Consider the following 12715-nt stretch of genomic DNA (forward strand, 5'->3'; position numbering starts at 1 on the left):
ACCACCGGTCACTCCTTGGTGAACTCGGCGTACTCCTCGGCGGACATCAGGTTGGCGGGGCCGGCGTCGGAGGCGTCGTCGGCGACCTGGACGCGGAAGAGCCAGCCGTCCTCGAACGGGGAGGAGTTGACCAGCGCGGGGTCGTCCACCACCTGCTGGTTGACCTCGATGACCTCGCCGGAGACCGGGGAGTACAGGTCGCTGACCGACTTGGTCGACTCCAGCTCGCCGCAGGTCTCGCCGGCGGCGATCGACTCACCGACCTGGGGGAGCTGCACGAAGACCACGTCGCCGAGGGAGTCGGCCGCGTACTTCGTGATGCCCACCGTCGCCAGACCGCCCTCGGCGGCGGTCACCCACTCGTGCTCCTTGCTGTACCGCAGCTGGTCGGGGTTGCTCATGAGATGTGCTTCTCCTGGGTGTCGGGTGGCCTGCGGCCGGATCAGGTGCGCCGCTTGTAGAAGGGGAGGGCCACGACGTCGTACGGCTCCCGGGTGCCCCGGATGTCCACGCCGACGCCCTCGGTGCCCGGTGCGGCGTGCGCCGCGTCGACGTAGGCCATGGCGATCGGTCGGCCCAGCGTGGGGGAGGGCGCGCCCGAGGTGACCTCGCCGATCGCGCGGCCCTCCGCGTCCACCACGGCGTAGCCGGCGCGCGGCACCCGCCGCCCCCGGGCGACCAGGCCGGTGAGCACCCGCGGCGGCCGTTCGGCGGCGCGTTCCGCGGCGGCCCGCAGCGGCTCCCTGCCCACGAAGTCGCCCGGCTTGTCGAACCGCACCACCCGCCCGAGCCCGGCGTCGAACGGCGTGGTCGCGGTCGTCAGTTCGTTCCCGTAGAGCGGCATGCCGGCCTCGAGGCGCAGCGTGTCCCGGCAGGCCAGCCCGCACGGCACCAGGCCGACGGGCCGTCCGGCGTCGGTCAGCGCCTGCCACAGCGGCTCGGCGTCCTCCGGGGCGCAGAAGAGCTCGAACCCGTCCTCGCCCGTGTACCCGGTGCGGGCGATCAGCGCCCGGCGGCCCGCGACGGTGCCGGGCAGGCCCGCGTAGTACCGCAGTCCCGCCAGGTCGGCGTCGGTCAGCCCGGCCAGGATGCCGGGGGAGGCCGGGCCCTGCACGGCGATCAGCGCGTACCCCGTACGGTCGTCGCGCAGCGCCGCGTCGAAGCCGGCCTGGCGCCCGGCCAGGGCGTCCAGCACCACCTGGGCGTTGGCGGCGTTGGCGACCACCAGGTACTCCTGCTCGGCCAGCCGGTAGACGATCAGGTCGTCGAGGATGCCGCCGTCCGCGTCGCAGATCATGGTGTACCTGGCTCGGCCCACCCGCAGCGCGGAGAGGTGGCCCACCAGGGCGTGGTCCAGCAGCTCGCCGGCCTGCGGTCCGGTGACGGTGATCTCGCCCATGTGGGAGAGGTCGAACAGCCCGGCCGCCTCCCGCACCGCCTGGTGTTCGGCGCGCTCGCTGCCGTAGCGCAACGGCATCGACCAGCCGGCGAAGTCCGTCATCGTGGCGCCCAGGGCGCGGTGTACCGCGTCCAGCGCCGTGGCCCGCGGGGACGGGGTCCTATCCATCTGCTGAACTCCTGGGACTCGGCGAGCTACGCGCATCATCGCACGGGCCCGCGCACCCCGACCGAGGGACTGTGCGGACGGCGGGGGCGCGTCGCCGTGGTGGGGATTAGGGTACTTACCGACTTACAGACCGGTGGAGTGGAGCGGTGGCGGTGGGAGACCGATGAGCGTTCCGTGGCAGGGCGCGCGGGGCGCGCAGGGCGGTGGGCCGCAAGCCCCCGGATACGGCGGCGGTTGGCCGGCGAACGCGCTGGAGGAGGCGCTCTCCGCCTCCGTCGGCCAGCCGGAGGCGGCCCCGCGGCTGCTGCGGGCGCTGGCCCGCAGCGCGCTGTGGGTGCCGCTGCCCGAGGGGGGCGGGCCGGCCAGCAGGAGCCTGCGCCTGCCCACCCTGGAGATCAACGGCGGCGCGTTCGTGCCAGTGTTCAGCTCCGCCGAACAGTTCCACCTCGGCGGCGCCTCGCATCTGTCGTTCGCCGTGGCGCCGGCCCAGGAGTTCGCCCGCGGCCTGCCGCCCCAGCTCGGCATCGCGGTCAACCCCGGCGGCACGGTCGGCGTCCCGGTGCCGCCCGCGGCCGTCGCCGAGCTGTGCCGCGCCACCCCCGGCCAACGCGTTCCCGGCCTGCCGTCCGGCGCCCGGATGCGCCTCTTCCAGCCCAACTGGCAGGAGGAGCCCGTGGATCTGCTGGCCGCGGTGACCCGCGAGCTGGCCGAGCTGTGGTTCGTCCGGTCGGCGCGTCGCGGCCTGGCGAGCGCCGAGGGCGCCGCCCCCTCGCTCTTCGTGGGCCTGGAGCTCGACGTGCTGGACGAGGACAGCCGCGGCGCCGTACACCGGGTGCTGGAGCAGGCGGTCGCCGGGCATCCCGTCGCCTGGCCGGTGCAGATGGTGCTCCTCGACGCCGCCGAGGACCCCGTGGTCGACTGGCTGCGCCACTGCGTGCAGCCGTTCTACACGCGAGCGGGCTGACCGTCCCCCGAACGCAGGCTCCCTGTCGCCCATGGCTCCTAAGCTGGTGAGATGTCCGGACGCCCAGTAGACGTCGAGTAAGCGAGGAGGACCGTCCCAGGTGAGCGCGGGGAGAGGGGTCGAAGAGCTGCTGCCACGGGTCCGAGCCGACCGCGTCGACACCTACGAGGCGCTGCTGGCCGCGCTCGCCGACGGTGAGGTGTGGATGCTGCTGTGGCACGGACGTCCCGGCGACCCGGACGCCCAGTACGGCAGCGTCGAGGTGGCCGGGCACGGCTACGCCCCCTGCGTCACCTCCGAGCGCGAGCTCACCGCCAGCGGCTGGACCCGCGCGCACGAGGTGGTGGGCGGCCGGGACATCGCGGCCGCGCTCTACCCGGACCACTGGGGCCTGTGGCTCAACCCGCATGCCCCGGGCGGCGGCTTCGGCATCCCGTGGCTCGACCTGCGCCGCATCGCGGGCGGTCTCGACCGGCTGCCGGCCGGCCCGCTGCGGATCAGCGAGCCGAGCATCAGGGTCGACGCGTTCTACGAGCGGCTGACGCTCGGCGCCCGGAGCACGCCGGTGCTCCGCACCCTGCGGCGCGCCTGGGTGCAGCCCGCGGTCGGCGCCGCGTACCTGGTGATCGGCCTGGAGGTGGACGATCCCGGCGAGCGGACCGCGGAGGCGGTGCGCGAGATGATGCGCCAGGCCATCACCGCGGTCCCGGACGGCCTGGCGGTCGGCACCGTCGCGATGGCCGACGCCTACGACCCGGTCGCGATGTGGCTGCGGGCCAACACCCGCCCGTTCTACGACCGCGAGGCGCCGGCCCCGCCCGCCCAGGATCCGGCCAGCCTGCGCCAACACGGCTACGGCTACCCGCGGCCGTACTAGCCGTACTAGCCGTACTAGCCGTACCGGCCATACCAGCCGTACGAGTGGCCACGGGCCGGTGCCGACGAGCCCGTCGCGCGGGCGTGCGCTCAGCCGCGGTGCTCGGCGCCGCCCGCCCGCAGGTCCAGCGCGCTCGCCTCGGCCTCCCAGCGCCCGGCGTCGCTCAGCAGCGTGCCGGCCATCAGGTCGAGCACGGACGGTGGGTCGCCGAGCAGGGGGACCGGCTGCTCCGGCTCCCGACCCCACCAGGCCGCGGGCGGTTCGGCCGGCCGGCGGTCCACCCGGCGCGGTCCCAGCGACGAGACCAGCTCCCGCGCCTGCCGGGCGCACTCGCGCAGTCCCTCGGCCCGCACCCGCAGCGTGGCCGGCGTCTCCGTCGACTCGCCTTCCGTTCCCATGGCCTCCCTTTCGGACCCTTCGGACCCTTCGGACCTTCGGACGCGATCCCCCGTGTGCCGGCGCCACGGTCGGAAGCTAGCAGAGGAGCAATCATGCTCTGTCGCGGTATGGAGGGGTAAAAGGGGTGCGGTGTCGGACGGCCTGGAGCGAAGTCGTGACACGGCACGCGGGCCCGGCCACGCTCGGTGGCGCGCCCGGTCGTCGTCCCGACAAGCGGCACCCCGTCGATCCGCGTCGGATGCCGTGACGTGGGTACTCCGATGCTAGGAAAGGATCAATGGCGCTGAAACGTATCGAAAGGGGCGCTTCATGTACGTCGTCAAGAGCACGCTGCCCGACGCGACGCTGAAGATCGTGGGCGAGGCGCTGCAGGGCGCGCTGATGGACCTGGTCGACCTCTCGCTGGTCGCGAAGCAGACCCACTGGAACATCCTCGGGCCCAGGTTCCGCTCCGTGCACCTCCAGCTCGACGACGTGGTCAGCACGGCGCGCGCGCACTCCGACATCGTCGCGGAACGGGCCGCTGCCCTGGGCATCTCCCCGGACGGCCGGGCCGCCACGGTCGCCGCGGGCAGCGGCATCAGCACGGTTCCCGAGGGCTGGCAGCAGGACACCGACGCGGTCCGCACCATGGTCGACGCGCTGGGCGTCATCATCGTCCGGATGCGCGACCGGCTCACGGCGGTGGGCGAGGTCGACGCGGTGAGCCAGGACGTGCTGATCCAGCTCACCAAGGACCTTGAGAAGCACCACTGGATGTTCCAGGCCGAGAACGTCGGCTGACCCCGTCGCGTCGGCCCGCACATCCGGGAGTGTCGCCCCGCACCGTACCCGGCGGGCCCGACGGACGCACGGCGTCGGCAGTGGCCCCGGCCCACCGCTTCGGCGACGGGCCGGGGCCGCCGCCCGTTGCGGCCGGCTCGGGCGGCGTGGCGTCCGGCGCCAGCGGTGCCTCCGGCACCGGTGTCGGGAACGGCCGGGGCGCGGGACAGGGGTGGCGGATCCGCTCCGCCTCGCTGAGCAGCAGCCCGCAGTCGCAGAAGTCGCGGCGGGGCACGGGCACGCGGATATGGTCCGGGGTGCCCGGCGGCCAGTCGATCGGCTCAGGCACGACGCCGGGCCCCCGCACGATCCACCGTGGGACGCCCCGCGCGCGGCACCGTCACGTCCCGACCGGCGCCGGGAAGGCCGGCGCCGGGCGGTGCCAGGACCCGCGTGGCTCCCCGCAGCACCGGCCGGGACATGACAGCGGAGGCCGGGTCCGCGGTCACCGGACCCGATCGCTCCCGCTGGCGACCCTTCGCCCGAGCCCTCCCGGTCGGCCACGCGCGCACTGCGTCGGACCACCGGCCATGCGGCCGGAACCGTGCCGCGGCCAGATCGGCCGGCAGGCGGCGACACGGGCCGGTCGGGGCCTCGACCGGTGGTGCCGTCGGGAGGGCTGGGGTCGCCATGACTCCAGGAAAGCCGCCCCCGCCGCGCCAGGACAGGACTGAACGACGCCGGCTGCGTTCGGCCGACCGGACACTTTTGCTCGGCGCGGACGTCGGGGGACTACGCTCGGAGCACGTTCTCCTACTGGGGGTGATCGCATGGCAAGGCGGCGGAACACCCTGCTCGAAGGACTGCTCCGCGAGTACGGCTTCACCCACGAGGAGCTCGCGGACCAGGTCAACCGGGTGGGTGAGGCCCTGCTGGGCACGCCCCCGCACTGCACCGACCGGCACGTGCGCCGCTGGGTCTCCGGCGAGGTGCGCTGGCCGTGGACCCGGTACCTGGTGCCGTTGCAGGAGATATTCGGCCGGGGGCCCGAGGAGCTGGGCTTCGTGCCGCGCGGCGCGTCGTCGCGGATTCCGGCGTGCCCGCCGCGCCCCATGCCGACCAGGGAGCCGCCCGTGCGCCGCCGAGACTTCATCACCACGGGTCTGGCCGCGACCCTCGGCCTCGACGGCATCCCGCTGCGCGGGCGGCTGGGCACCGCCGATCTGGACACCATCCGCGGCATCACCGCCGCCCTGCGGCGGCAGGACCAGACGCTGGGCGGTGGCGCGCTGCACACGGTCGCCGGCGACGCGCTGGGCCGGGTGCGGCACGTGCTGACCCACTGCACCTACGGGGACTCGATCGGGCGGCAGTTGTACGCGGCGGCCGGCGATCTGGCGGTCTCGGCCGGCTGGTTCGCCTTCGACGCCGGCCGGCAGCGGGACGCCACCGCGCTGTACCGGGAGGCGCTGCAGGCGGCGATCCTCGGCCGGGACGGCTCGCTCCAGGCGCGGGTCTGGAGCCATCTGACGATGCAGGCGTGGACCCGCCGCCACGAACAGGAGGCGCTGCGGATCGCCCGGGCCACCGTGGAGACCCGGCAGGCCAGGGGCAACGCCCGGCTGGCCGCGCTGCTGCACGCCCGCCTCGCCCTCGGCTACGCCCGTACCGGCCAGCGGTCGCTCGCCGAACGGGCCCTGGGCCGCGCGGAGTCGGCGTTCGACCGGGACCGCGGCGAGCCGGAGGCCTGGCTGTTCTTCTTCACCGCGGCCGAGTTGAGCGGCATGGCCGGCGCGGTCTACCACGCGCTGGGACAGCACGGCAGGGCCGCGGGCGCGACCGGCGCCGCCCTGGAGCTGATCGAGCCGCAGTTCGAGCGGAACCGGGCCATCTACCGCGCCCAGCACGCCAGGGCGCTGGTGTGCGGCGGCGAGGTGGAGGGGGCGGCGGCGGAGGCGCGGCAGGTGCTGGCGGTCTGCGACCGGGTGCAGAGCCAGCGCATCCGGGAGTGGCTGCACGCGCTGCGGGGCGAGTTCGGTCGGTACGGCGGCTGCGCGTCCGCGGCGGAGTTCCGGGAGGAGACCCGCGGCCTGTGAACGGCGGCCGGCCGCCGTTCAGTCGTGCGGCGGGGTGCAGCGGATGAAGGAACGGCAGTAGTGGCCGCGGCCCTTGCAGTGCCAGCAGTGGTGCGCCCCGGCGACGCCGTGCGCGTGTCCGGAGGCCGGCACGTAGAGCGTCTCGCGGAACTCCACCCGCTGCCCGGCGCAGGCTCGGCACTGCCGGTGCGGCCCCGGGCACTCGTCGGCCGGGTCTGCCATGCCGCCACCCCTCCCAACCCTGTGTCGTGCGGCGACGGTAGCCCCTGCCGCCACGCAGTGACTAGCCTGTGGAATGCCGCGAGCGCTTGGCGTACGCCCCACGCGCCACACGTATCGCCCACGCCGTCTTGCGTCGCGGCCGCTCAACGACGTACACATCGTAGTGAGCCGTGTGCTATCCGAACGGGGGTTTCGACATGGCCACTCCACTCAGCGCCGACCGCGTGCTCAGTGCGCTGCGGGACGAGGGCGTGAAGGTCGTCGAGTACAAGTCCTGGCGTACGCACAACCGGAACCACGTCGGCGCCTGGGGCCCGGTGCACGGGGTGATGATCCATCACACCGTCACCACCGGCACGCAGTCGACCGTCGACCTGTGTTACGACGGCCGCTCCGACCTCCCGGGCCCGCTGTGCCACGGCGTCATCGCCAAGGACGGCACCTGCTATCTGGTCGGCCACGGCCGGGCGAACCACGCGGGCAGCGGCGACGGCGACGTGCTGGACGCGGTGATCGCCGAGTCCTCGCTCCCCGCGGACAACGAGACGGACACCGACGGCAACATCCACTTCTACGGCTTCGAGTGCGTCAACCTCGGCGACGGCCAGGACCCCTGGCCGCCCGAGCAGGTCGAGGCCGTCGTGCGTGCCTCGGCCGCGCTCTGCCGCGCGCACGGCTGGGGCAACGACGGCCCCACCTCGGTGATCGGCCACCTGGAGTGGCAGCCGGGCAAGATCGACCCGCGCGGCCCCGGCGTTTCCATGGGCGACATCCGCGAGCGCGTCACCGAGCGGCTCGACCACCCCCCGAGCTGGAGCCCGGAAGGCAACGAGGAGGACGACATGCCCCAGCGGTCCCTGTACGGCACGAGCGACGACTACCGGCGCACCATCGAGCCCGACACCTGGACCACGCTCACCTTCAACCAGCGCTACGGCGAGGACGACTGGGTCAACCTGGAGAACGCCACCTCGAGCATCCTGTACGGCTCCTGCTACTACTCGGCCTCGGTCGGCGTGCGGGTGACGGGCCTGAGCAGGGGACAGGAGTTCCAGATCCGGCTGGCCAACTACCGGGACGAGGGCGACGGCTTCGAGCGCTCCACCGCCATGCCCACCCACTCCCCGGTGCACGACGGCGGGGACGGCCACTTCGTCTACACCTGGACCGGCTTCATCTCCTCCGGCGGCGAGGGCCGGGTCCGCCCCGAGGTCTGGCACAGCGGCGAGGAGCCGGTGATCGTGGAGTGGGCCCGCGCGGAGTCCCTCTACTGGCCCAGCTGATCCCCGACCGACGCGTGTAACGCTCTCCCGTCGTCTGCCCAAGTAGGGGTGAAGGGGCAGACGACGACAGGAGACGCCCTGTGACGAAAAAGACCGGAGGCCGCGGCGGGCTGCCCGACGCGGCGCGAGATCCGGACGCCTTCGAGGAGTTCTACCGGCGGCACGTCGACGCGGTGACCCGTTTCGTGGCCCGCCGCGTCGACGACCCGCACACCGCCGCCGACCTCACCGCCGAGGTCTTCCTCGCGGTCATCCACTCGGCGCACACCTACCGTCCCGGCCGGGGCAGCGAGACGGCCTGGCTCTACGGCGTCGCGCGGAACGTCGTCTCGGGCGAGCGCCGGCGCGCCGCCCGCGAGGCGGAGCTCACGGGCCGGGTCGCCGGCCGGCGCCTGCTGGAGCCGGACGACATCGCGCGGCTGGAGGACAAGCTCGACGCGGAGAGCCCGGGCCGGCGTGCCCTCGCGGCCCTGGCGCGGCTGCCCGAGGGAGAGCGCGCGGTGCTGGAGCTGGTCGTCGTGGACCAGCTGTCCGTCTCCGAGGCCGCGAAGGCGCTCGGCATCCGCCAGGTCACGGCCCGGGTCCGGCTGCACCGCGCCCGCAAGGCGCTGCGCGGGGCGGCCGCTCCGGACCGCGGGGCGCCGGCCCCGCCGGACGTGCCCGCCACCGCGCCCGCCCGCGCCACGACCACCACCAGCCAGCCGAGCCACGGGGCGCCGCGGCTCACGCACTCAAGGGGAGAAGCATGACCACGACGTTCGAGGACCGACTGCTGACCGAGCTGCGCGAGGAGGTCGGGCGCGTGGCGCCGGACGCTCCCGTGCCCGCGCGCAGTCGCCTGCTCACCGTCCCGCGCGTCGGCCTTGCCGCCGGCGTCGCCTGTGCGGCGACCGCCGCCACCATGGTGGCGTTGCCCGGCGCCGGCACCAGCTCCGCGTACGCGGTGGAGTACCGTCCGGACGGGAAGGTCGTCGTGACCCTGCGCGACCTGACGATGGACCAGGACGAGCAGCAGAGCCTGGCGGACGAACTGCGGGACGCGGGCATCACCGTGGGCATCGAGAACCACCCGAGCGGGCTCGTCTGCGCGCCCCTCGGGGAACACGTCAGCACCGCCGCGATGCAGCCCCTGAGGGTGGAGGACGGGAACGGGGACCTGGTGGAGGAGATGACCGCCATCCGCTCCGTGGTCGAGGCCAGCGGGCACCCGGACTCACTGCCCTCGTTCACCATGCTGCCCGGAGACACCCTCGTCATCGAGAACACCAGCTACCGGCGGGTGGACGAGTACGTCCAGTACCAGTTCGTCGAGGGCGAGGCGAGGCCCTGTGAGCTTGTGCCCATCGACGACGGGCGGATGGGCGCCGACGACGGCGGGGAGTAGCGCCGGGCGGGGCGCGCGACGTTCTGGTGGCCGGTCAGCGGCCTCGGTCCGCCTCCCGGCGGACCAGGTCGAGGTACCGGTCCCAGTCCCAGTGCGGTCCCGGACAGATCCGGACCACGTCGGGGACCTCGTTGTGGCCGAGTATGTGCTCCCGGTCGATCGGTATCTCGTACCGCGCGCAGATCCCGGCCACCAGCCGGGCCGAGGACTCGTACATCGCGTCGGTCAGGTAGGCCGGGTCGTCGGCCCAGCCCTCGTGCTCGATGCCGATGCTGCGCTCGTTGAACGCGAAGTTCCCCGCGTGGTACGCGACGTCCAGCTCGCGGGCCAGCTGCGCGACATGGCCGTCGGCCGAGCGCACCACGTAGTGCGTGGACGCCCCGTGGGACGGGTCCTGGAAGACCTGCAGGGTGATCGCGTACGTCGCCTCCGGCATGTGCACCACGACCCGGTCGATCGCGTAGTCCCGGGGGCGGTTGGCCCGCCGGTAGTTGGCCGTCGAGGCCGGCACCCACTCGGCGCCCGGGTGATCCACCTCACCCTCGACCCGCTCCACCTCGGCGCCGGAGTGCTGCCACCACCAGCGCTCCAGGGTCTCCCGGGACAGCAGGCCGCCGACGCCCAACGCCGCGGCCGCGCCGCCCAGGACCACCGCGCGCCGGCCCGGACCGCCCGGCCGGCCGCGGCCCCCCGAGTGCTCACCCATCGTGATCCCTCCCCGACGCCCCGTTTCTCGCTACGGCTGAAACAACGCCCACGGCCCGCGGGGTGTTCCGTTCCGACTCGTACAATCGGCCCTGCCATGCCGTACTTCGATCACGCCGCCACCACGCCCATGCTGCCGGAGGCCAGGGAGGCGATGACGGCGCAGCTGGCCGTCACCGGCAACGCGTCGGCCCTGCACGCCGCCGGGCGGCGCGCCCGCCGCGCCGTCGAGGAGGGCCGCGAGGCGCTCGCCGCGGCGCTCGGCGCCCGGCCCAGCGAGGTGGTCTTCACCTCGGGCGGTACCGAGGCCGACAACCTCGCCGTCAAGGGCCTGTACTGGGCCCGCCGGGCCGCCGACCCGCGCCGGGTCCGGGTGCTCGCGAGCCCCGTCGAGCATCACGCCGTGCTGGACGTGGTGCACTGGCTCGGCGACCACGAGGGCGCCGCCGTCGAGTGGCTCCCGGTGGACCGCCACGGCCGGGTCGCGCCGGACGCGCTGCGCGCCGCCATCGAGCGGGACCCCGACGACGTGGCGCTGGCCACCGTGATGTGGGCGAACAACGAGATCGGCACCGTGCTGCCGATCGCCGAGCTGGCCGCGGTCGCCGCCGAGCACGGGGTGCCGTTGCACACCGACGCGGTGCAGGCGGTGGGCCAGCTGCCGGTGGACTTCGCCGCCTCGGGGGCGGCCGCGCTGACCGTGTCGGGACACAAGATCGGCGGTCCCTACGGCGTCGGCGCGCTGCTGCTCGGCCGGGAGTGGGCCCCGACGCCGGTGCTGCACGGCGGCGGCCAGGAGCGCTCGGTGCGGTCCGGCACCCTGGACGTGCCCGCCATCGCCGGCTTCGCCGCGGCCGCCACCCGGGCCGTGGAGCGGCGTCCGGACTTCGCCCGGCGCATCGGCGCGCTGCGCGACGAGCTGATCCGGGCGGTGACCGCGGCCGTGCCGGACGCCGTGCTGGGCGGCGACCCCGATCCGGCGGGGCGGCTGCCGGCCAACGCCCACTTCGCGTTCCCGGGCTGCGAGGGCGACTCGCTGCTGCTGCTGCTCGACGCGCAGGGCATCGAGTGCTCCACCGGCTCCGCCTGCACCGCGGGGGTGGCCCAGCCCAGCCACGTGCTGCTGGCCACCGGCGCCGAGCCCGAGCTGGCCCGCGGCACGTTGCGCTTCTCGCTGGGCTCCACCTCGACCCGCGAGGACGTCGAGGTCCTGGCCGGCGCGATCGGCCCCGCCGTCGCCCGGGCCAGGGCCGCCGGTCTCAGCTGACGGCCCGCCCGGCGGAGCCCGTACGCTGGTGTGGCTATGACTGACTACACCCGTCGCCCCGGCCGGCTGCGCGTGCTGGCGGCGATGTCCGGCGGCGTGGACTCCGCCGTCGCCGCCGCCCGCGCCGCGGAGGCGGGGCACGACGTGACCGGCGTCCACCTGGCCCTGTCCGCCAACCCGCAGTCGTTCCGCACCGGAGCCCGCGGCTGTTGCACGTTGGAGGACTCCAGGGACGCGCGCCGGGCGGCCGACGTCATCGGCATCCCGTTCTACGTGTGGGACCTCGCCGAGCGGTTCCGCGAGGACGTGGTCGCCGACTTCGTCGCCGAGTACCAGGCCGGCCGCACCCCGAACCCGTGCCTGCGCTGCAACGAGAAGATCAAGTTCGCGGCGCTGCTCGACAGGGCGCTCGCGCTCGGCTTCGACGCGGTCTGCACCGGCCACTACGCCACCGTGACCAGCGGCCCCGACGGCCGCCGCGAGCTGCACCGGGCCGCGGACCAGGCCAAGGACCAGAGCTACGTGCTCGGGGTGCTGGACGACCGGCAGTTGGCCCACGCGATGTTCCCGCTGGGCGACAGCCGCAACACCAAGGCGGAGATCCGCGCCGAGGCGGAGCGGCGCGGGCTGGCGGTCGCCCGCAAGCCCGACAGCCACGACATCTGCTTCATCGCCGACGGCGACACCCGCGGCTTCCTGGCCGGGCAGCTGGGCACCGCCGAGGGCGACATCCTGGACGAGGACGGGCGGAAGGTCGGCACCCACGAGGGCACGCACGGCTTCACCATCGGCCAGCGCCGCGGCCTGCGCATCGGCCACCCCGCGCCGGACGGCAGGCCGCGGTACGTGCTGGACATCTCGCCGGTGAACAACACGGTCACGGTCGGCCCCGCCGAGGCGCTGGACGTCACGGCGCTGACCGCCATCCGGCCGCGCTGGTGCGGCGCCGCGCCCACCGGGCCCGGGCGGTACACCGCGCAGTTGCGGGCGCACGGCGGGGAGACCCCGGTGACGGCCGAGGCCGACGACGGCGAGCTCCGGGTCCGCTTCGACCAGCCGGTGCGCGGCGTCGCCCCGGGCCAGGCGATCGTGCTCTACGACGGCACCCGCGTCGTTGGCTCGGCGACCATCTCCGCCACCAGCCGCCAGCCCACCACGGCCTGATCCGGCTCGTCACGCCTCGTCACGG

At 74.5% G+C, this 12715-nt stretch carries 14 protein-coding genes; 9 read left to right on the forward strand and 5 right to left on the reverse strand.

What is annotated here, in order from left to right:
• Positions 1–8 precede the first annotated feature (8 nt).
• Positions 9–401, reverse strand: a complete 393-nt coding sequence (gene gcvH, locus ABGB06_RS03690; protein ID WP_347585192.1) for a glycine cleavage system protein GcvH — start codon at positions 399–401, stop codon at positions 9–11.
• 41 nt (positions 402–442) lie between these two features.
• Positions 443–1567, reverse strand: coding sequence for a glycine cleavage system aminomethyltransferase GcvT (gene gcvT / locus ABGB06_RS03695; protein ID WP_347585193.1), 1125 nt, complete (start codon positions 1565–1567; stop codon positions 443–445).
• A 163-nt stretch (positions 1568–1730) separates the two neighbouring features.
• Here gcvT and ABGB06_RS03700 point away from each other — a divergent pair, with 163 nt between their 5' ends.
• Together ABGB06_RS03700 and ABGB06_RS03705 are read left to right on the forward strand one after the other, a co-directional pair.
• On the forward strand, positions 1731–2531 hold the full coding sequence (locus ABGB06_RS03700; RefSeq protein ID WP_347585195.1) for an enhanced serine sensitivity protein SseB: 801 nt from the start codon (positions 1731–1733) through the stop codon (positions 2529–2531).
• A 100-nt stretch (positions 2532–2631) separates the two neighbouring features.
• On the forward strand, positions 2632–3408 hold the full coding sequence (locus ABGB06_RS03705; RefSeq protein WP_347585196.1) for an enhanced serine sensitivity protein SseB C-terminal domain-containing protein: 777 nt from the start codon (positions 2632–2634) through the stop codon (positions 3406–3408).
• An 89-nt stretch (positions 3409–3497) separates the two neighbouring features.
• Here ABGB06_RS03705 and ABGB06_RS03710 read toward each other — a convergent pair whose 3' ends face one another.
• A complete protein-coding gene (locus ABGB06_RS03710; RefSeq protein ID WP_347585197.1) occupies positions 3498–3806 on the reverse strand; it encodes a hypothetical protein in 309 nt (102 codons plus the stop codon).
• 310 nt (positions 3807–4116) lie between these two features.
• Here ABGB06_RS03710 and ABGB06_RS03715 point away from each other — a divergent pair, with 310 nt between their 5' ends.
• Both ABGB06_RS03715 and ABGB06_RS03720 read left to right on the forward strand, forming a co-directional pair.
• Complete coding sequence (locus tag ABGB06_RS03715; RefSeq protein ID WP_347585198.1) at positions 4117–4590, forward strand: DNA starvation/stationary phase protection protein; 474 nt, start codon at positions 4117–4119, stop codon at positions 4588–4590.
• Positions 4591–5399: 809 nt separating this feature from the next.
• Positions 5400–6665, forward strand: a complete 1266-nt coding sequence (locus tag ABGB06_RS03720; RefSeq protein WP_347585199.1) for a hypothetical protein — start codon at positions 5400–5402, stop codon at positions 6663–6665.
• Between the two features lie 18 nt (positions 6666–6683).
• Here the strand turns inward: ABGB06_RS03720 and ABGB06_RS03725 are convergent, their stop codons facing one another.
• On the reverse strand, positions 6684–6887 hold the full coding sequence (locus ABGB06_RS03725) for a hypothetical protein (protein WP_347585201.1): 204 nt from the start codon (positions 6885–6887) through the stop codon (positions 6684–6686).
• 197 nt (positions 6888–7084) lie between these two features.
• On the opposite strand from ABGB06_RS03725, the gene ABGB06_RS03730 reads away from it, so the two are divergent.
• From ABGB06_RS03730 to ABGB06_RS03740, 3 genes are all read left to right on the forward strand, one after another.
• On the forward strand, positions 7085–8170 hold the full coding sequence (locus ABGB06_RS03730; protein ID WP_347585202.1) for an N-acetylmuramoyl-L-alanine amidase: 1086 nt from the start codon (positions 7085–7087) through the stop codon (positions 8168–8170).
• Between the two features lie 80 nt (positions 8171–8250).
• Positions 8251–8919 carry an RNA polymerase sigma factor gene (locus ABGB06_RS03735; protein ID WP_347585203.1) on the forward strand — a complete coding sequence of 223 codons (669 nt, stop codon included), beginning with the start codon at positions 8251–8253 and terminating at the stop codon, positions 8917–8919.
• Positions 8916–9554, forward strand: a complete 639-nt coding sequence (locus ABGB06_RS03740; protein ID WP_347585204.1) for a hypothetical protein — start codon at positions 8916–8918, stop codon at positions 9552–9554. Before ABGB06_RS03735 ends, ABGB06_RS03740 begins: the two co-directional genes overlap by 4 nt.
• A 34-nt stretch (positions 9555–9588) precedes the next feature.
• Here ABGB06_RS03740 and ABGB06_RS03745 read toward each other — a convergent pair whose 3' ends face one another.
• Positions 9589–10260, reverse strand: coding sequence for an N-acetylmuramoyl-L-alanine amidase (locus ABGB06_RS03745; protein ID WP_347585206.1), 672 nt, complete (start codon positions 10258–10260; stop codon positions 9589–9591).
• A gap of 96 nt (positions 10261–10356) precedes the next feature.
• On the opposite strand from ABGB06_RS03745, the gene ABGB06_RS03750 reads away from it, so the two are divergent.
• Both ABGB06_RS03750 and mnmA read left to right on the forward strand, forming a co-directional pair.
• Entirely contained in the window at positions 10357–11526 is a 1170-nt protein-coding gene (locus ABGB06_RS03750; RefSeq protein ID WP_347585207.1) for a cysteine desulfurase family protein, read from the forward strand.
• A gap of 36 nt (positions 11527–11562) precedes the next feature.
• Entirely contained in the window at positions 11563–12690 is a 1128-nt protein-coding gene (gene mnmA, locus ABGB06_RS03755; RefSeq protein WP_347585208.1) for a tRNA 2-thiouridine(34) synthase MnmA, read from the forward strand.
• Positions 12691–12715: the final 25 nt, after the last annotated feature.

The sequence above is a fragment of the Streptomyces sp. B6B3 genome (assembly GCF_039871525.1).
Classification (GTDB): domain Bacteria; phylum Actinomycetota; class Actinomycetes; order Streptomycetales; family Streptomycetaceae; genus Streptomyces.